The organism is Clostridium sp. AT4, assembly GCF_001517625.2.
In the GTDB taxonomy this organism is placed as follows: Bacteria; Bacillota; Clostridia; order Lachnospirales; family Lachnospiraceae; genus Enterocloster.
On the sequence record NZ_LN999828.1, the window covers coordinates 665921 to 685680 of the forward strand.

The 19760-nt window shown below is 46.2% G+C and carries 13 protein-coding genes; 11 read left to right on the forward strand and 2 right to left on the reverse strand.

Annotated features, from left to right (window positions below; all coding sequences use genetic code 11):
• Positions 1–113: 113 nt before the first annotated feature.
• The 3 genes from ygfK to xdh all read left to right on the forward strand — a co-directional run bounded on the left by ygfK (position 114) and on the right by xdh (position 6155).
• Positions 114–3101 carry a putative selenate reductase subunit YgfK gene (gene ygfK, locus BN3656_RS09430; protein ID WP_066547136.1) on the forward strand — a complete coding sequence of 996 codons (2988 nt, stop codon included), beginning with the start codon at positions 114–116 and terminating at the stop codon, positions 3099–3101.
• 152 nt (positions 3102–3253) lie between these two features.
• Entirely contained in the window at positions 3254–3493 is a 240-nt protein-coding gene (locus tag BN3656_RS09435; protein ID WP_066547139.1) for a DUF3343 domain-containing protein, read from the forward strand.
• Positions 3477–6155: a selenium-dependent xanthine dehydrogenase gene (xdh, locus tag BN3656_RS09440; protein ID WP_066547142.1), complete on the forward strand. Its 2679-nt coding sequence runs from the start codon at positions 3477–3479 to the stop codon at positions 6153–6155. Before BN3656_RS09435 ends, xdh begins: the two co-directional genes overlap by 17 nt.
• A gap of 115 nt (positions 6156–6270) precedes the next feature.
• Here xdh and BN3656_RS09445 read toward each other — a convergent pair whose 3' ends face one another.
• A complete protein-coding gene (locus BN3656_RS09445) occupies positions 6271–6894 on the reverse strand; it encodes a DUF1836 domain-containing protein (RefSeq protein WP_066547144.1) in 624 nt (207 codons plus the stop codon).
• Positions 6895–7057: 163 nt separating this feature from the next.
• Between BN3656_RS09445 and BN3656_RS09450 the strand changes: the two genes are divergently transcribed.
• From BN3656_RS09450 to rlmD, 3 genes are all read left to right on the forward strand, one after another.
• Entirely contained in the window at positions 7058–9418 is a 2361-nt protein-coding gene (locus BN3656_RS09450; RefSeq protein WP_066547146.1) for a UvrD-helicase domain-containing protein, read from the forward strand.
• A 176-nt stretch (positions 9419–9594) separates the two neighbouring features.
• Entirely contained in the window at positions 9595–9936 is a 342-nt protein-coding gene (locus BN3656_RS09455) for a hypothetical protein (RefSeq protein WP_066550662.1), read from the forward strand.
• Between the two features lie 106 nt (positions 9937–10042).
• Complete coding sequence (gene rlmD / locus BN3656_RS09460; RefSeq protein WP_066547148.1) at positions 10043–11446, forward strand: 23S rRNA (uracil(1939)-C(5))-methyltransferase RlmD; 1404 nt, start codon at positions 10043–10045, stop codon at positions 11444–11446.
• Positions 11447–11707: 261 nt separating this feature from the next.
• Here the strand turns inward: rlmD and BN3656_RS09465 are convergent, their stop codons facing one another.
• Positions 11708–13006, reverse strand: a complete 1299-nt coding sequence (locus BN3656_RS09465; RefSeq protein ID WP_066547151.1) for an ATP-binding protein — start codon at positions 13004–13006, stop codon at positions 11708–11710.
• Between the two features lie 784 nt (positions 13007–13790).
• Between BN3656_RS09465 and BN3656_RS09475 the strand changes: the two genes are divergently transcribed.
• The 5 genes from BN3656_RS09475 (at position 13791) to BN3656_RS09500 (ending at position 19693) form a co-directional block, all read left to right on the forward strand.
• Positions 13791–14132 carry a transposase gene (locus BN3656_RS09475; protein WP_066545712.1) on the forward strand — a complete coding sequence of 114 codons (342 nt, stop codon included), beginning with the start codon at positions 13791–13793 and terminating at the stop codon, positions 14130–14132.
• Positions 14132–15037 carry an IS3 family transposase gene (locus BN3656_RS09480; RefSeq protein WP_066547154.1) on the forward strand — a complete coding sequence of 302 codons (906 nt, stop codon included), beginning with the start codon at positions 14132–14134 and terminating at the stop codon, positions 15035–15037. Before BN3656_RS09475 ends, BN3656_RS09480 begins: the two co-directional genes overlap by 1 nt.
• A gap of 650 nt (positions 15038–15687) precedes the next feature.
• Positions 15688–16017 carry a hypothetical protein gene (locus tag BN3656_RS16850; protein WP_066547159.1) on the forward strand — a complete coding sequence of 110 codons (330 nt, stop codon included), beginning with the start codon at positions 15688–15690 and terminating at the stop codon, positions 16015–16017.
• 359 nt (positions 16018–16376) lie between these two features.
• Positions 16377–18374, forward strand: a complete 1998-nt coding sequence (gene uvrB, locus BN3656_RS09495; protein WP_066547165.1) for an excinuclease ABC subunit UvrB — start codon at positions 16377–16379, stop codon at positions 18372–18374.
• 137 nt (positions 18375–18511) lie between these two features.
• A complete protein-coding gene (locus BN3656_RS09500; RefSeq protein ID WP_066547172.1) occupies positions 18512–19693 on the forward strand; it encodes an N-acetylmuramoyl-L-alanine amidase family protein in 1182 nt (393 codons plus the stop codon).
• Positions 19694–19760: the final 67 nt, after the last annotated feature.

Below are 19760 nucleotides of genomic sequence, written 5' to 3' on the forward strand. Positions count from 1 at the left end.
GGGCGGCGGGAAAGCAGCACCCCGGTCTTTTATGGCCGGGCGGCTGAGCCGGACAAGAGAAGGAAAATGGATGTTTCCGGTGCTGGGACCTGGTCGTGTGAAGGAGGAAAAATATGAGCGACATTATGACACCCATTCCTTTTGGAAAACTGATGAACTGGATTCTTGAAGAGCATAAGAAGGGCTCCATTTTCGGAATTAAAAAGCCTTTTGCCGCTGATCCAAAGAAGATGAGCACCATTTTCGGAAGAGGTCTTGAAACTCCCTTCGGACCTGCAGCAGGTCCCCATACGCAGCTTACACAGAATATTGTGGCATCCTATGTGGCCGGTAGCCGCTTCTTTGAGTTAAAGACCGTGCAGAAATTAGACGGCGAGGATCTTCCCGTATCCAAACCCTGTATCAAGGCAGATGATGAGTGCTATAACTGTGAGTGGTCTACAGAACTCTATGTGCCTCAGGCATATGATGAGTATATCAAGGCGTGGTTCGCCTGCAAGGTGCTGGCAAGGGAGTACGGCCTTGGCTCTATGGATGGGTTCCAGTTTAATATGTCTGTGGGATATGACTTAGAGGGCATTAAGACAGAGAAAATCGACCGTTTTATCGAAGGCATGAAGGATGCTTCTGAGGCTCCGATTTTTGCAGAATGCCGTCAGTGGCTCTTAGACAATCTGGATCGCTTTGAAAACCTGACCAAGGAAGATGTAGAGGGAATCTCTCCAAATGTGTGCAACTGCATTACCCTTTCTACCCTTCACGGATGTCCTCCACAGGAAATCGAGCGCATTGCCAGATATCTGATCGAGGAAAAGCACGTACATACCTTTATCAAATGCAATCCTACGCTTCTTGGATATGAATATGCAAGACGCATTATGGATGAGATGGGTTATGATTATGTAGCCTTCGGTGATTTCCATTTCAAGGATGACCTTCAGTATGAGGATGCAGTTCCCATGTTAAAGAGATTGCAGGCTCTGGCAGATGAGAAGGGACTGGAATTCGGCGTAAAGATCACCAACACCTTCCCGGTAGATGTAAAGCAGAACGAGCTTCCAAGCGAAGAGATGTATATGTCCGGAAAATCTCTTTATGCCCTGTCTCTGTCCGTAGCATTAAAGCTGGCAGATGACTTTGGCGGAAAGCTTCGGATTTCCTATTCCGGCGGTGCGGATTACTTTAATATTGAAAAGATCGTGGATGCGGGTATCTGGCCTGTAACCATGGCAACCACCATGTTAAAGCCCGGAGGCTATCAGAGACTGGAGCAGATCGGAAGAATCTTTGAGGCAAAGCAAGCTCCTGTATTTGAGGGCGTGGATGCCGCAAAGGTAAGAGCTCTGGTAGAGGGTGCAAGAACCGATAAGCATCATGTAAAGGCTGTAAAGCCTCTTCCGTCCAGAAAGGTAAACAGTCCGGTTCCGCTGGTAGACTGCTTTATTGCACCCTGTCAGGAGGGCTGTCCCATCCATCAGGATATTACCCGGTATCTGCAGCTGGCAGGAGAGGGCAAGCATGAGGAAGCGCTGAAGGTTATCTTAAATAAGAATCCTCTTCCTTTTATCACAGGTACGATCTGTGCTCATAACTGTATGAGCAAATGTACCAGAAACTTCTATGAGACAGCTGTCAATATCCGCAGAACCAAGTTAGAGTGCGCCGAGGGCGGCTATGAGGCAGTGATGAAAGAGCTTAAGGCTCCGGCTGTTTCTTCTGATAAGAAGGCGGCTGTAGTAGGAGGAGGCCCTGCAGGTCTGGCAGCAGCGTTCTTCTTAGCCAAGGGCGGAATGAAGGTAACTGTATTTGAAAAGGAAGAGAAAATGGGCGGTGTTGTCCGCAACGTAATCCCGGGCTTCCGTATTCCTGACAGCGCCATTGACAATGATGTAGAGATCGTTAAGGCTCTGGGAGCAGAGCTGGTAACCGGAAGGGAGATTCAGTCTGTTGAAGAGCTTAAGAAGGATTACGACTATGTGGTTCTGGCTCTGGGAGCTTCTGCGCCGGGCGTACTGAAGTTAGAGGCAGGCGAGCCGGTTAATGCCCTTGAATTTTTAGCACAGTTTAAGGCAACCGACGGAAAGGTTGACCTGGGCAAAAACGTAGTAGTGATCGGCGGCGGAAATACAGCTATGGATACAGCAAGAGCTGCAAAGCGCAACGCAGGCGTTGAAAAGGTTTCTCTGGTATACAGAAGAACCAGACGCTATATGCCTGCGGATGAGGAAGAGCTGGTAATGGCAATCGAGGACGGCGTAGAGTTTGCAGAGCTTCTCTCTCCGGTCCGTCAGGAAAACGGTGTACTCATCTGTAAAAAGATGGTTCTGGGCGATATTGATGCCAGCGGCCGCAGAGGCGTTGTTGAGACAGATGAGATCGTAGAGGTTCCGGCAGATACTGTAATCGCAGCAGTAGGCGAGAAGGTTCCTTCCGGCTTCTATGAAGCAAACGGTATTGCCCTGGATTCCAGAAAGCGTCCTCAGGTAAATCAGGATACACTGGAAACCTCCCTTAAGGGCGTGTATGCAGTGGGAGACGGCCTCTTCGGACCTGCTACTGTAGTAGAAGGCATCCGGGACGGAAAGAAGGCTGCAGAGGCTATTATCGGAAGAGATCTTTCCGAGGATATCTTTAAGATGTCTGATGAAGAGGTTATCACGTACCGTAAGGGAAATCTGGCAGAAGAGGATGAAAGCAGAACAGACAGCGGAAGATGCCTTTCCTGCAACAGCTACTGTGAGAACTGTATGGAGGTCTGCCCCAACCGTGCAAATATTGCCCTTGTAGTTCCGGGCATGGAGAAGCATCAGATTATCCATGTGGACTATATGTGTAACGAGTGCGGAAACTGCCGCAGCTTCTGTCCATGGGACAGCGCTCCATATCTTGACAAGTTCACTCTCTTTGCAAATGAGGCAGATATGGCAGACAGCACTAATCAGGGCTTTGCAGTGTTAGATGCTGAAAAGGGAGCATGTAAAGTACGGCTTCAGGGAAATGAGTTTGCTTACCAGACCGGAACAGCAGATGAGAGAGTTCCTGAGGGAATTGCAAAGATCATTGAAACTGTAATCCGGGATTACAGCTATCTGATTCTGTAATTCGTGATATTTGGGAAAAAGGACAGAACTTCGATGAAAAGCTGAAAGCAGGCCCGGAGGGGAGGAGGATTTCCCTCCGGGCCTGATACACAAGGCATTTGTTAAAAAAGTAACGTTATATTCGAGAGGGTATAACGAAAAAAGGAGAAGCCATGGCAAGGGAAAAGACATTAAAGGCAGTGTATACATTTCACACTACAACAGAAGCCATGAAAATGGAGCAGTGTGCCAGGGAGCATGGGATTCCCGGCCGTCTGATCCCTGTTCCCAGGCAGATCAGCGCAGGCTGCGGGATGGCATGGGCGGCTCCGGCTGAAGCAAAAGCAAGAACAGATGAAGAAATTCGTTTGTCAGATGTAGAAGTGGAGGGAGTTTATGAGCTCTTATTGTAAAGTATGGATCAACGGACAGGAAGTGGAAGCAGATGAAGAGCGGAAACTGATGGACGTACTTAGAAATGATCTGCGTTTGAAATCAGTAAAGGATGGCTGCTCTGAGGGCGCCTGTGGTACCTGTACGGTGCTGATCGACGGAAAAGCAACCAAGTCCTGTGTACAGAAAATGGGCCGTCTGGCAGGAAAACACATTTTAACGGTAGAGGGTTTAAGCCAGAGAGAAAAGGATGTGTATGTATATGCCTTTGGAGAAACGGGAGCGGTTCAGTGCGGTTTCTGTATTCCGGGAATGGTGATCTGCGCCAAAGGGCTTCTGGATGTAAATCCCGATCCCAGCCGTGTGGAGATTGCCTATGCGATCCGCAATAACTACTGCCGGTGTACCGGATATAAAAAGATTATAGATGCGATCCAGCTGGCAGCTAAGATGCTGCGGGAGGATATCGCTCCGGCGGAGCAGGAGAAGATGATCAGGGTGGGAAGCAGGGTTCACCGGATCGATGCTGAGGGAAAGGTACTGGGAACAGGAAAATATGTAGATGATCTGGATAAGGTGGATTTTCCGGAAATGATCTATGGAAGTGCTGTACGCTCCAAATATCCCAGAGCCATTGTAAAGGCTATTCATACGGAGAAGGCAAAAGCCCTTCCCGGCGTTGTCTGCGTGCTGACAGCTGATGACGTTCCCGGAAAGAACAAGGTAGGCCACTTAAAGCAGGACTGGGATACCATGATCGCAGTGGGAGATACCACACGGTATCTGGGAGACGCAATCTGCCTCGTAGCGGCTGAGACACCGGAGATTCTGGAGCAGGCAAAGGCTCTGGTAGAGGTGGAGTATGAGAAGTTAAAACCTGTGACCTGTCCGGCAGAGGCTATGGAAGAGGGAGCTCCCCTTGTACATTCCACAGGAAATATTTTAAGCCATGAGCATCTGGTGAGGGGAAATGCAGATGAAGTGATTGCTGCATCCAAATACAAAGTAACCCGCCATTATGAGACTCCCTGGACAGAGCATGCATTTTTGGAGCCTGAATGTGCAGTTTCCATGCCATTTGACGGCGGCGTGCTGATTTATTCTACCGATCAGGGTACCTACGATACCCGTCATGAAACTTCTATCCTTTTGGGCCTTCCTCCGGAAAAGGTAATCGTAGAAAATATGCTGGTAGGCGGCGGCTTCGGCGGCAAGGAGGACGTAACGGTTCAGCATCAGGCAGCGCTGATTGCCTATATTACAAAGAGGGCCGTTAAGGTAAAGCTGACCCGTAAGGAAAGTATTCTGGTGCATCCAAAGCGTCATCCCATGAGCATTGACCTGACAACTGCCTGTGATGAAAACGGCCGTCTTACAGCTATGAAGGCTGTGGTAGTGGCTGATACGGGAGCTTACGCATCTCTTGGAGGGCCGGTGCTCCAGAGAGCCTGTACCCATGCAGCAGGACCGTATAATTATCAGGTGATCGACATTGACGGAAAGGCAGTTTACACCAACAATCCGCCTGCGGGAGCTTTCAGAGGCTTTGGCGTGACACAGACCTGTTTTGCAACGGAGATGAATATCAATCTTCTGGCAGAGATGTGCGGTATGGATCCCTGGCAGTTCCGTTACCTGAATGCAATCCGTCCGGGACAGGTGCTGCCGAATGGACAGATTGCAGATCCTTCTACCGGTCTGGCAGAGACCCTGGAGGCAGTAAAGGATATTTACTACAGCCATCCTTATGTGGGAATCGGCTGTGCCATGAAGAATGCCGGCGTAGGAGTGGGACTTCCGGATACAGGCCGTGTACGTCTGATCGTAGAGGGCGGAAAGGTTCATATCCATTCTGGCGCCTCTTGTATCGGACAGGGCGTTGGAACGGTTCTGGTACAGATGCTGGCAGAAAGTGCAGGCATCAGTATGGATGAGATTGAGTATCACCGTCCAAATACCTCCATGGCTCCTGATTCGGGAACTACCTCAGGTTCCAGACAGACACTGGTAACAGGAGAAGCCTGCAGAAGGGCTGCCAAGGATTTAAGAAGGGCTCTTTTTGAGGCGACCGGACGCAGTTATGAAGCAACGGAGATGCCAAGCGCATACCTGTCCAATGTAATGGTGGCAAAGGAAAGCCCGGAGACGGCGGCTGTTACCTTTACGGCTGAAGAAGTGGCTCTGTTAAATGGAAAAGAATTCTACGGCGAATATCTGGCAAAGACAGATAAGATGGGCGCTGATGTAGAGTATCCGGTATCCCATGTGGCTTACGGCTATGCGACCCAGCTGTGCATCTTAAAAGAGGACGGAACCATTGAAAAAATGGTGGGCGCCCATGATGTGGGAAAAGTTGTAAATCCAAAGAGTGCAGAGGGGCAGGTAGAAGGCGGAATCGTTATGGGCTGCGGCTATGCGCTGACAGAGCAGTATCCCCTAAAAGACTGCGTACCTACAGCCAAGTATGGAACTCTGGGACTGTTCCGTGCAGATAAGGCTCCTGAGGTAGAGTCTATAATTGTTGAAAAACCGGGAGTGGATGTAGCCTTCGGAGCCATCGGTATCGGTGAGATTACCTCTATTCCTACAGCTCCCGCAGTGGCAGGCGCTTACTATAAGTGGAATCAGATTTTTGAGACAGAACTGCCCCTTAAGAATACGCCATATGCAAAAAAGAAGTGAAATCCTGCAATATGATGCAGATAAATGATGTGAATATGTGATGATAGGAAAACCGCCCCGGTCTTGCTGTCGGATGAATGATCCGTCAAAGACCGGGGCGGTTTTCGGCTGTGGTTTATTTCTTTTTCAGAGGCGGTTCGTCCTCACGGAGCTGATCTGCAATTTTTTCGATCAGGCGCATTTTCAGATATACATCAAAGGACAGTTCGCATATAAAGGAAAAAAGACGCAGATACTCCTGTTCTCCTTCCCTGGCGGGACAGTCCTTAAAGGTGTCCATAGCACGGGAAAATTTGGCGGAAACATCTGCCTTTAAGTGCTCCATCTCACGCTCCTCCAAAGAAAAGACCTCACGGTAAATATCTTCCAGAGAAAGCCCGGAGGACTGGCTTCCGGAAGAAAAATGTCTGGACGTAATGGGGCCGAAAAAGGTTTCGATATCATGGAAGGACAGAAGACTTTTAAAATAGTAGATAAAGATCAGCATCAGCATATGATCTCTGGAATATTTTTTCTTTACCGGAGGAGGCAGAAGGTTGTTTTTGGCGTAATTGTTGATCATGGTCTTTGTTAAGACCTTGTCCTCTTCATAGCGCTTGGAGTCCTTTAAATGCTCCTCCATAAAGGTAGTTACCTGATCCATATACAGGTCAATGTTCGGAATTTCCTCAGGCGTTACATGAGTCTGGGAGTTTAGAAATTCCATAAGGCCTGAGAGCTGTTCAGCGTTTGATTTCATCTATATTCACCTCGGTTTGACACATGATGTTGTATTGCTGTATCTATTATATAGTATTAAAAACCAGATGGCAAGAGGAATCGCGAAAGGACTTTTCCTGGGTCATCACTTATGCTATACTGTTTGGAGGCGAAAATGACAGAAATAAAAAGGCGGTACATTTATGAGTATTTATGATACATTAAATCCCATGCAGAAGGAGGCAGTGCTTCACACCGAAGGTCCTCTCCTTATTCTGGCGGGAGCCGGATCGGGGAAGACCCGGGTACTGACCCACCGGATTGCATACCTGATCGAGGAAAAAGAGGTCAATCCCTGGAATATCCTGGCTATTACCTTTACGAATAAGGCAGCGGGAGAGATGCGGGAGCGAGTGGATTCTCTGGTGGGCTTTGGAGCGGAAAACATCTGGGTCAGCACCTTTCATTCTACCTGTGTGAGGATTCTGCGGCGCTATATTGAACATCTGGGATATACCACCAGCTTTTCCATCTATGACAGCGACGACCAGAAGACGCTGATGAAGCAGGTGTTTAAGACGCTGGATATTGATACAAAGCAGTATAAGGAACGTTCGGTACTGGGAATTATTTCCTCTGTCAAGGACAAGCTGATCTCTCCGGAGGAATTTCTTCTGAATGCAGGACAGGATTTCCGCCAGAAAAAGGTAGGGGAGATCTACAGGGAATATCAGAATCAGCTGAAAAAGAACAATGCTCTGGATTTTGATGATCTGATTGTAAAAACAGTGGAGTTATTTCAAAATGACAGCCAGATTCTGGATTACTACCAGGAACGGTTCCGATATATTATGGTAGATGAGTATCAGGATACCAATACGGCTCAGTTTAAGCTGATCAGCCTTCTGGCATCCAAATATGGGAATCTGTGTGTGGTAGGTGATGATGACCAGTCCATTTACCGGTTCAGAGGGGCGGATATTGAAAATATTTTAAGCTTTGAGCAGACATTTCCCGGCGCCAGAGTGATTAAGCTGGAGCAGAATTACCGGTCTACCCAGAATATTCTGGATGCGGCTAACGGTGTGATCCGCCACAACAGAGGAAGAAAGGAAAAATCCCTGTGGACAGCCAACGGAACAGGAGATGAGATCCTGTTTAAACAGTTTGATGATGCAAGGGATGAGGCGGATTATATTGCCCGTCAGATCAGAGACAGTGAGTTTTCCTATCAGGATCAGGCGGTACTTTACCGTACCAATGCCCAGTCCCGTCTGTTAGAGGAGCGGTGTATTTTTTACAATGTGCCATACCGGCTGGTGGGAGGCGTGAATTTCTACCAGAGAAAGGAAATCAAGGATATTCTGGCTTATTTAAAGACTGTTGCCAATGGTGTAGACGATCTTTCCGTTCTGAGAATTATTAATGTGCCGAAGAGAGGAATTGGAGCAACATCCATGGGAAGGGTGACGATGTTTGCCTCAGAACATGGCATGAGCCTTTACAGTGCTCTTAGGGAAGCGAGAATGGTGCCGGGGCTTGGAAAAGCAGTTGAGAAAATCGGTCGTTTTATTTCTCAGATGGAGTGCTTTCGGGCAATGGCCCAGTCGGAAGAATATTCCATTCAGGATCTGATTGAGGCGATTCTGGAGGAAACGGGATATGAGGAGGAGTTAAAGGCAGAGGGTGAGATTGAAGCGGAGACCCGTATGGAAAACATCCAGGAGCTGATCAATAAGGCAGCCGCCTATGAGGAGGATTCACAGCATCCTTCTCTGGATGAATTTTTAGAGCAGGTAGCGCTGGTGGCTGACATTGATAACGTAGATTCCTCAGAAGACAGGGTAACGCTTATGACCCTTCACAGCGCCAAGGGACTGGAGTTTCCCAAAGTATATCTGGCAGGTATGGAGGATGGGCTGTTTCCGGGAATGATGGCCGTTTCTTCGGATGACCCCACGGATATGGAGGAAGAGCGGAGGCTGTGCTATGTGGGGATTACCAGAGCCAAAAAGGAGCTTGTGATTACTGCGGCCAGAAAGCGGATGACCCACGGAGAAACGCGCTACTGTAAACCCAGCCGTTTTGTGGAGGAAATCCCGGCAGAGCTTCTTAAGGAGGAGAGGCTGGAGCCGGTGCTTGGAAGTGCGAGAGGGGCAGATAGTTTTGGCGGAGCGTCAGGACGATTTGGAGCTGGAGAAGAGGGACTTCCCTGGAATCAGCCGGGAAGCGGCACGGTAAGCACCTTTGGAAAGGGGTACAATGCCTATGCTTCAAAAACGGCAGGTTTTGGAACGGCAAATGCGGGCTTTAAAGGTGGTAAAGGCGGCCTTGGCAGCGGTCAGAGCTTTGGGACGAACCCCGGCTTTGGAAAGTCATTTACAGTTCAAAAGGAAGCGTCACTGGATTATAAAGAGGGCGACCGGGTTCACCACGACCGGTTCGGAGACGGCACAGTAAAGGAAATTGTGGACGGAGCTAGAGATTACGAGGTGACAGTAGAATTTGATACAGGTGGTCAGAGAAAAATGATGGCCTGCTTTGCAAAGCTGAAAAAAATATAAATGTTCAGATATCTGGCAGAAAATTGGAAAAACTGAAAAGAAATGGGATAGTAAAAACAATGATTCCATGCTATAATAAGTTATAGCGAAGCGCCGGGCAGCTAAAATGGGGTTGCGTGCGGATGAACCGTTCCAAATCCCGGCTTCCCGTTATTGCAAGAAAGGACGGATATGCCATGAATCGTTTTGACAGAGACAGACTGGATGCCATGGGAAAAGAAGCATTAAGCCGTGTAGAGGAGCTGATGAATACCAGCCGGATCAACGAACTGATGCACAAAAGAGAAGAGGATGAAAAAAAGAGAAACTGCATTCTCTGGATTCTGGCTATTATCGGAGCTGTAGCTGCCGTAGCCGGTATTGCCTATGCCGTATACCGTTTCTTTACACCTGATTATCTGGAAGATTTTGAGGATGATTTCGACGACGATTTCGACGATGATTTCTTCGAGGATGAGGAGTCTGTAAAGAAGGCAGAGGAAAAGAAGGAAGAAAAAGAAGAGGATCAGGAAGCATAATTATCCTCCAAACAGCGCGTAACAGCCGGGAACAAAAGGCGAAAAGAGCCGGATCCGTTTCCGGCTGTTTCTTTGAAACAGACATAAGAAGTAAGGAGTAAACGTATTGAAAAAGGGAGATATCTGCGAAGCAGTTGTAGAAAAAATTGATTTTCCAAATAAAGGGATTCTTCATGTGGATGGAGAGCGGGTCATTGTAAAGAATGCAGTTCCCGGTCAGAAGGTTCGTTTTGTGATCAATAAAAAAAGAAAGGGAAAGTGTGAAGGCCGCCTGCTGGAGGTGGTGGGGCACTCACCGATTGAGCAGCCGGATAGGGCCTGTCCCCATGGCGGCATCTGCGGCGGCTGCCTGTATCAGGGGCTTCCCTATGAGGAGCAGCTAAAGATTAAGGGAGAGCAGGTAAAGGGGCTGATTGATGAGGTCTGTGATTCCTACGAATTTCAGGGAATTAAGGGAAGTCCCATATACGAAGGCTACCGCAACAAGATGGAATTTTCCTTTGGGGATGAGTATAAGGATGGGCCTCTGGCTCTTGGAATGCACCGCAGAGGAAGCTTTTATGATATTGTGACTACACCAGAGTGTCGAATCGTACATCCTGATTTCTGCAAGATTCTGGAGGCGACTCTGGAATATTTTTCTAGTCGAAAGATCGGATATTACAGAAAGCTGCAGCATACAGGCTATCTGCGTCATCTGCTGGTGCGCAGGGCTGTAAAAACAGGAGAAATCCTTACCGCTCTTGTAACCTCAGGCCAGACAGAGGTTTTTGCCGGGGATACTCAGGGAGACGGACGGGCTCAGGAGCAGGAACTGTTAAAGGGATGGATGGAGGCGCTTAAGGAACTGCCTTTAGAGGGAAGCTTTGCAGGGATTCTCCATATCCGCAATGACAGTCTGGCAGATGTGGTTCAGAGCGATGAAACACAGGTACTTTATGGAAAGGACTATTTTTATGAGGAGCTTTTGGGCCTTACCTTCCGCATCAGCCCCTTTTCCTTCTTCCAGACCAACTCACTGGGGGCCGAGGTGCTCTATGAAACAGCCAGAAGCTACATAGGGGAGACAAAGGACAAGGTAGTATTTGACCTCTACAGCGGAACCGGAACCATTGCTCAGATCACATCACCGGTGGCTGACAAGGTAGTAGGTGTGGAGATCGTGGAGGAGGCAGTGGAAGCTGCCAGAAAAAATGCGGCGTTCAATGGTCTGGAAAACTGTGAATTTATTGCAGGAGACGTATTAAAGGTTATTGATGAACTTACCGACCGCCCGGATATTATTATCCTGGATCCGCCAAGAGATGGCATTCACCCAAAGGCTATTGGAAAGATCATTGAATTTGGGGTGGATCGGATGGTTTATATCAGCTGCAAGCCTACCAGCCTGGCCAGAGATCTGGTGCCTCTTCAGGAGGGCGGATATAAGGTTGAAAAGGTGTGCTGCGTGGATATGTTTCCATTTACGAGCGGGATAGAAACTGTGTGCCTCCTTTCCCACGTAAAATAAGTGTTTACAGGGAAAGCTGCAATACATAATTGTCGATTTGTCAACCATTTGTCAACCCTTTTTTGAGCGGTTGACAAATGGTTGCTGTTTTTTAAAAGTGAACTGTTTTGTCTGATCTTACATTAGCCTGAATTATTCACGATTTTGCCACGAATGTGGCTTTCAGCCACTTCACGCGGCATAGCCGTGAATAATCTAGGTTAAATGAGCAATCTCGTCATCGGAAGAGAATTGTTTAATATTCATAGCTTCTGCTTCCGATTATATTTGAGTAATCTGGTCTATCGCATACAGTGGCAGATTAACGAGCCATTCTTCTTTTTTGTAGTCCGCCATAGATGTACGAACAGAAACTTCGGGAGAGAATTTTTCTTGATAAGTCTTAAGGCTCTTAGCTCTGAGATTTACTTCTGCCTTTACTTCCACAGGAATGATTAGTTCACCTGTATCAACAACAAAGTCAACCTCACAGGAACCTCTGTCATTGGTGTAGTAATAAACATCCAAATCCGGAATGGTTTTTAACTGCTGGCAAACGTACTGTTCTGTGAGAGCACCTTTGAACTCTATAAAAAGATCGTTGCCGTCGAGCAAGGTGCGCTGACGCAGCCCAGCCATGCAGCCAAGGAGTCCAACATCTACCACAAATAGTTTAAATGCTTTCAAGTCCTTATATGCTCTCAAGGGGATACCTGCTGCATTGGCACGGCTAACCTTATGAACAAGACCGCAATCGCTGAGCCACATAATTGCGGTTTCGTAGTCTTTTGCACGAGCTCCCTCGCGAACAAGACCATAGATAAACTTTTTGTTTTCTTTCGCTAACTGAGAAGGAATGCTGTTCCACAACATGCGCAGCCTTGGAACGATTTCATTGGGAGCATGCTTGGAAAAATCCTGTTCGTAGGCGGCAAGGATTCGTTTTTGAATATCACGAACCTCGTTGAAATCTTTATTCTCTGCGAAACTTTGTACTGCTTCGGGCATTCCGCCAACGAAGTAATAGTGCTTCAAAGCATCAATATATGTCTGTTTGAAGCTCGTAATCATCTGGAAGTCTCTCTTATCAAGCAATTCAGCAAAACGTTCTTTATCGATTGCCATCAGAAATTCCTTGAAAGAAAGGGGATACAACTTTAAGAAATCCACTTTGCCAACAGGGAAAGATGTGCCTTGATGCAAAGCGATACCGAGCAAAGAACCGGCACATACAATATGGTATTGTGGAGCATTCTCATAAAAATACTTAAGAGATGCCAACGCTCTTGGGACTTCCTGCACTTCATCGAAAATCAGCAAAGAATGGTCGGGATCGATTTTACGACCAACATACAGTTCCAATCCCATGATCAAACGCTCTGTATCCAGATCAGAAGCAAACAGTTCTGCCATTCTGGAATTGGAGTCAAAATTGATATATACGGTATCCGCATATGCCTGTCGGCCAAACTCTTTCATAAGCCAGGTCTTACCGACTTGACGTGCCCCTTCGATAATCAAAGGCTTACGACGTTTGCTTTGTTTCCATTTTAATAGCTTTTCAATAGCAATTCGGTACATATACACACCTCCGTCCTTATAATGCAAATATAGTATAACGCATAATTACAAAAATTACAATGAGTTTTGTTGAAATAATTACATTTTTACAGCGAATAAAGCAAAAATTTCGATTTTTTCATAGCATAAGAAATCAAGCGTTGGCCAGCCAACTTACGGATACTGTTCATGGCTCTATCCTATGCCATCTAATTTTGTTGCTTCATTCCTTTTGTCACGCCCTCAGCCGCTTTTATTTACTCGATGATAAGGTTCAAGCGGATACTTGCTTGTTCGTTCAAATCAGCCAAATACGTCCACAATTCGCCGCTAAGGTATAGATTATTAAAGCAGATAGGATTGCTCTCCTTGATGTAATCTCTGTTCATATGTTCCCACCGATCAATAGGTTTGTTTTTATTGGGCAAACTGAATTAAAGAGGAAGAAAATTGCAATTTTATTTTCAGATATTTTGTGTAGAATGTAAATGGAGAGATTTATTACTGGCTGATTTATTATACATTTCTTTTATCGCAGCAGCTTCGCAATACAGAAGAAATAATTGACTCAAACTTCGCACTTGAATAAGTGCGTATGTACCTTGAAAATTTAATAATAACTGGCATAAAAATAGCATGAATACTGTCTGGTTTGGTATAATTGAGTTGCTCAAAAACAATTATAGCATCCCAAAATAATACTGCACCCACTTGACAAAGTGATGGTGTATAAATAAAGTTGACACCCTATTCTCAAGGATTTTGATATATAATCATAATCAATACGAGAACAGGAGAAAAACCTATGGCACAGAATCAAAAATCTTATGACAATGAATTTAAAGCACAGGCGGTAAAGCTTGCCCAGGAAATCGGCGGTCATAAAGCTGCTCAGGAATTAGGGATTCCAAAGGGTACTATGTACACTTGGATAAAAGCCTTCAAAGAGGGGCGTCTCAGTGCAAATGAAGCAGTTCATACGCCCAAGAATGCTTTATCCCTCAACGATGAGCTTATTGAACTCAGAAAGCGTGTAAAAGAGCAGGATAAGGAAATTCGTCGCTTAAAAGAAGAAAACGAATTCCTTGAGCAAGCAAGTGCTTTTTTCGCAGCCAGCCGTCGGAAGTCAGCAAAAAACAGAGATTAATGTTTATTGCAATCAAAACGGATGACGGCCGGATTAAGGGTAAAATTTCTTTTTATTGCAAAGTGCTTCATGTTTCAAGGCAGGCATTCAACAAATTCCTAAAAGCAAAAGATACCCCTTGGAAATATCAGGCACTGGCAGATGCAATGCTTGATATTTGCAGCGAAGATGAATGCAATGACACTTATGGAAGAATCCGTATGTATCAGGCCTTACAGCTCAAACAGCTTGAGGGAGTACATATTCCCGGTGAGAGAACTGTTTATCGTGTCATGGCAGAAATTGGTCTTAATCATAAACCAAAACGTAAGCCGAATGGTATTACCAAAGCTGATAGAGAAGCCAGTAAATCCGACGATTTAATCAAGCGTGACTTCGCTGCTGAAAAGCCCCTTGAAAAGTGCATGACCGATATGACTGAAATAAAGGCTTCTGACGGGAAGCTCTATGTTTCAGCTATCTTTGACTGCTATGATTTAGCAGTATTGGGACTTGCTATGGATACAAATATGAGAGCTACCCTATGCGAACAAACCTTAGAGAATGCTTGCAAAGCTTACCCGATGCTCCGTGGAGCTATTCTTCACAGTGACAGGGGAACCCAGTATACCAGTGAGCTATATCGTAAAGCTATCAACAGATATGGCATTGTTCAAAGCATGAACAGTGCCGGTGGCAGATGCCATGATAATGCCAGATGCGAAAGTATGTGGGCACGCTTCAAAGAGGAATTACTTTATGGTCGTTACGATCCTACCTCAATGACCGTAGAGCAGTTAAAGACGCTCATCTGGAGATACTTCATCAGCTACTGGAATAATCGGAGGATCTGCTCTGCTAATGGTGGACTACCTCCAATGGTTAAGCGACAACAATACTATGCTTCGCTACAGGAGGCAGCATAAGGTCGAACATTCTTGAGAAAAAAGTGTAAACCAATATTGACAATATCACTATTATGATGACTATGGCATTTTGACTGTAAACATTTATAATTTCCTTCTTGATCCGCAGATTCTCGAAAAATAAACGATGTATGTAAAAGTATTTTCTACAGCAGTCTTGCACTACGGTGCGTGGCTGCGTTTCTTTTTCGTTCAATTTCCACTCAATCCATACTCAATGAGTTTTATGCTTCTTTCGGCAGAATGAAATTGCAATGAAAACAGTACCAAATCAAAAAATACGGTGCCAATCCAAGATGACCTGTGCATCCATACCGGAAAGAACCCGTGGCAGAACCAGAACCCGGAGTGGGAGACTACGGAGCGGAACTTCATTTATGATGACAACGGGCAGCTTATAAAGTGCACGGAGAGCAGGGGGGGTTGACAAGGGCACCTATACCTATGAGTATGACGAGGCCGGGAACCGCACCTTCGCAAAGAAAGAGAAGCTTTACAGCTATCTGGAGTCCTGGCAGATCCGGTATATTGGTGATAAAGAAGTTAGTTTTGGACATGGTGGAAAGCATCTTGAAGGAACCGGTTTATCTGCTAATGAGGCAAATCAGGCTATCGCAAAAGATGTTGTTACGAAAAAGAAAACACTGACGATGGAGCAGATTTTGGTTTTGCTGGAGAAAAGCAGAGATACTCCGATCTATATGCAGGTACTCTTTGGAGTTTTTATGGGACTTCGCAGATCCGAAATCAATGGCGTAAAATATTCGGATATTGATTATATTAACCGTATCTTAAAAGTGAAACGACAGGTAGGAAGAGATGTTTATGCTGACAACAGAGAGATCATAGCGAATGGAGTACCAGAAATAGAGGAGTATATGAACATGGTATTTCCAGATATGGAAGAAAATGAGCTATTTAAAAACGAACTGTTAGAGATTGTGGTGGATGTAACAGGATTCCTTCCAGAGACTGCGTAAAAGCAAAAGAACAGATGTTCACTGCTTCTGTACTTTTGAAAGAACTTGTGATATAGTAGACGCAAAGAGTCTACTGTCAATGGCAGTCGCCAAATGCCTGCAAGCAGTCACTTGGCTCGTTGTTTTGTGGTATACGAAAGTACAATGTCTGAGTCCTTTTTATATGGTTTGTTCCTGTTTCGTCCATATAGAATTACATGGGTACGGCAGGTTGTAAAAAAAGCAAATTGTGAACAAAATTCGTCGTGGGCCTATTTTGCCGCAATCTGAGAAAGCGCCACGACGAAAATGAAAAGTTCCTTGACGAATTTTTGCCTTATAGGCGTCCTTTTTTACTTTGAAATCTGGAGGTGGATTTTATGCAAAATGAACAAAAAATCTTTAAATTACATTCCGAATACGCCCCCACTGGCGACCAGCCCCAGGCCATTGAGGCGTTGGTCAAAGGGTTTCAGGAAGGCAATCAATTCCAGACTTTACTAGGGGTTACGGGTTCCGGCAAGACCTTTACCATGGCTAATGTCATTGAGCGGCTGAATAAGCCGACTTTGGTAATAGCGCACAATAAGACTTTGGCAGCACAGCTCTATGGTGAGTTCAAAGAGTATTTTCCGGGTAACGCAGTAGAATACTTTGTATCCTATTATGACTACTACCAGCCCGAGGCCTACGTTCCCTCCACGGACACCTACATTGAAAAGGACTCCGCCATCAACGATGAGATCGACAAGCTGCGCCATTCGGCTACAGCAGCTCTTTCTGAGCGCAGCGATGTGATCATCGTGGCATCTGTATCCTGTATTTACGGTCTGGGAAGTCCCATTGATTATCAGGAGATGGTTATTTCACTGAGACCGGGGATGGAAAAGGACCGGGATGATGTGATCCGCAAGCTGATCGAAATCCAGTATGACCGCAATGACATGGACTTTAAGCGGGGAAGCTTTCGGGTCAAGGGTGATGTTCTGGACATTTATCCGGCCTACTCAGACGGTCAGGCCTTTCGGGTGGAATTTTTTGGGGATGAGGTAGACCGGATCATGGAAATTGATACCGTGACTGGAGAGGTGAAGGCCCAGCTGGGGCATGTGGCGATTTTTCCGGCATCTCATTATGTGGTTCCCAAGGAAAAGATGATGGAGGCCACGGAACATATTTTAGAGGAATTAAAGGAGCGTGTATCATTTTTTAAGAGTGAGGATAAGCTGTTAGAGGCTCAGAGGATTTCCGAACGCACGAATTTTGATGTGGAAATGATGCGGGAGACAGGCTTTTGTTCTGGTATTGAAAATTATTCCAGACATTTGACAGGAACAGCACCGGGAGAGCCTCCCTGTACCCTGATTGATTATTTCCCCAAAGACTTTCTCATTATTGTAGATGAGTCCCACATCACTCTGCCTCAGGTACGGGGCATGTATGCGGGAGACCGTTCCAGAAAAATGACGCTGGTGGACTATGGGTTCCGCCTTCCTTCTGCCCTGGACAACCGTCCTTTAAATTTTTCGGAATTTGAAAGCAAGATTGATCAGATGCTGTTTGTATCAGCTACGCCCTCTGTCTATGAACAGGAGCATGAGCTGATGCGGGTGGAGCAGATCATCCGTCCGACCGGGCTTCTGGATCCGGAAATATTTGTCCGCCCTGTGGAGGGGCAGATTGACGATCTGATTTCAGAGGTGAACAAGGAGGTGGCAGGCCATCATAAGGTTCTGATCACTACTTTGACAAAGCGGATGGCAGAGGATCTTACCGATTATATGCGGGAAGTGGGAATTCGGGTGAAATATCTCCATTCCGATATTGATACCTTAGAGCGTGCGCAGATCATCCGGGATATGCGCCTGGATGTGTTTGACGTGCTTGTAGGGATTAATCTTTTAAGAGAGGGCCTTGATATACCGGAGATTACGCTGGTGGCGATTCTGGATGCGGACAAGGAAGGTTTTCTCCGTTCAGAAACCTCACTTATTCAGACAATTGGCCGTGCGGCACGGAATTCTGAGGGTCATGTGATCATGTATGCCGATACCATCACAGATTCCATGCGGGTGGCGATTGAGGAGACGAAACGCCGCCGTCAGATCCAGCAGAGATATAATGAGGAGCATGGCATTACGCCGACAACCATTAAAAAGGCAGTAAGAGACCTGATCGCCATTTCAAAGGCCGTGGAAAATGACTGTTTCGCAGATACGAAGGATCCGGAATCTATGGATGAGAAGGAACTTAAAAAGCTTTCAAAGGAACTGGAAAAGAAGATGCGTCAGGCAGCAGCCGAGTTAAACTTTGAGGAGGCGGCCCGGCTCAGAGACCGTATGGTGGAAGTGAAAAAGCTGCTTTTGGATATGGAATAGTCTGGGAACCGGTTTGGGCTGTAAGGAATTGTAAACTCTTTGTAAGAATTATGAAATTGCATAAATCCAAACTTTCCTTTATAATAAAATCATACAAAAGAAATAAAACGAATCTTAAATATAAGGAGGAGAGGTATATGTATACAAAGAAAATGTTTTCCCTGGCAATGGCAGCGTTTTTGTCAGCTATGGCTGTATTTCCGGTCTATGCGGGCACGGAGAAGATCGATACAGTGCGTTTGGAATTTTCTTATGATAAGGAACCGGAGAGCGGAGATGATATTGGTGATATCAGCGTAAGGGCCAGAGACGATTCATATGATGTGGATTCCGTAGAGTATACGAATCTGGAGGATAAGGATGTCTGGACGGTAGGAGATGTTCCCGAGGTAAAGGTAGAACTTTCTGCTTCTGAGGGATACCGTTTTTCCTATACCAGCAAGAGCCACTTTAAGATAAGCGGCTGTGACGCTGAGTTTAAAAAGGCAAAAATTTATGATGACGGCGATTATATGGAAGTGACGGTAGAGCTGGACCGTATCGGAGGCAAGCTGGAGGCTACTGATAATCTGGACTGGAATGACAGCACGGCTGAGTGGGACGAGGTAGAGGGTTCCAAGAGCTATGATGTAAAGCTGTTAAGAGATGACAAAACGGTTACAACTGTCAATACATCTAATACGTATTTTGACTTTTCTGGATATTTTAATAAAGAAGGAGATTATACCTTCCGTGTGAGAGCTATTGCAAGCTATAATGACAAGGCAGGCGAGTGGTCTGAGGATTCTTCTTCCCTGTATGTAGATGAGGATGAGGCAGGTTCTTACGGTGGAAGCGGACGCTGGGTACAGGAAGGCGGACGCTGGTGGTATTCTTACTCTACAGGCGGTTATCCGGCAGATGGCTGGAAACAGATCGATGGAGTGTGGTATCTCTTTGACCGTTCCGGATATATGCTTACTGGCTGGCAGAAGGTAGACCGTCAGTGGTATTATCTTGGTTCCAATGGTGCTCTTACAACCGGCTGGCAGAATGTAAACGGACAGTGGTATTATCTCAATGGAAGCGGTGAGATGCAGACGGGCTGGCAGTATGTAAGCGGCAGATGGTATTATTTAAACAGCAGCGGCGTAATGCAGACAGGATGGCTGGAGCAGAACGGACAGTGGTATTATCTGGATGGAAGCGGCGCTATGACAACCGGATGGCAGTCTGTGAATGGCAGATGGTACTATATGGGCGGAAGCGGAGTGATGTTTAGAAATACCTGGACACCGGATGGAAGATATGTAGACGGATCGGGAGCCTGGGTTCAGTAAGGGTTGTATAAAGGATAGGTAAAAAGAGGAGCTGCTGTAACGGATGAAAGGGTTCGTACAGCAGCTC

Bases quoted from the DNA above. Each gene is read 5' to 3' on its own strand.
- BN3656_RS09435 (WP_066547139.1), top strand. From the start codon at position 3,254: ATGGCAAGGGAAAAGACATTAAAGGCAGTGTATACATTTCACACTACA.
- BN3656_RS09455 (WP_066550662.1), top strand. From the start codon at position 9,595: ATGAATCGTTTTGACAGAGACAGACTGGATGCCATGGGAAAAGAAGCA.
- ygfK (WP_066547136.1), top strand. From the start codon at position 114: ATGAGCGACATTATGACACCCATTCCTTTTGGAAAACTGATGAACTGG.
- BN3656_RS09450 (WP_066547146.1), top strand. From the start codon at position 7,058: ATGAGTATTTATGATACATTAAATCCCATGCAGAAGGAGGCAGTGCTT.
- BN3656_RS09445 (WP_066547144.1), bottom strand. From the start codon at position 6,894: ATGAAATCAAACGCTGAACAGCTCTCAGGCCTTATGGAATTTCTAAAC.
- BN3656_RS09465 (WP_066547151.1), bottom strand. From the start codon at position 13,006: ATGTACCGAATTGCTATTGAAAAGCTATTAAAATGGAAACAAAGCAAA.
- BN3656_RS16850 (WP_066547159.1), top strand. From the start codon at position 15,688: ATGGAGCAGATTTTGGTTTTGCTGGAGAAAAGCAGAGATACTCCGATC.
- BN3656_RS09475 (WP_066545712.1), top strand. From the start codon at position 13,791: ATGGCACAGAATCAAAAATCTTATGACAATGAATTTAAAGCACAGGCG.
- BN3656_RS09500 (WP_066547172.1), top strand. From the start codon at position 18,512: ATGTATACAAAGAAAATGTTTTCCCTGGCAATGGCAGCGTTTTTGTCA.
- xdh (WP_066547142.1), top strand. From the start codon at position 3,477: ATGAGCTCTTATTGTAAAGTATGGATCAACGGACAGGAAGTGGAAGCA.
- uvrB (WP_066547165.1), top strand. From the start codon at position 16,377: ATGCAAAATGAACAAAAAATCTTTAAATTACATTCCGAATACGCCCCC.
- BN3656_RS09480 (WP_066547154.1), top strand. From the start codon at position 14,132: ATGTTTATTGCAATCAAAACGGATGACGGCCGGATTAAGGGTAAAATT.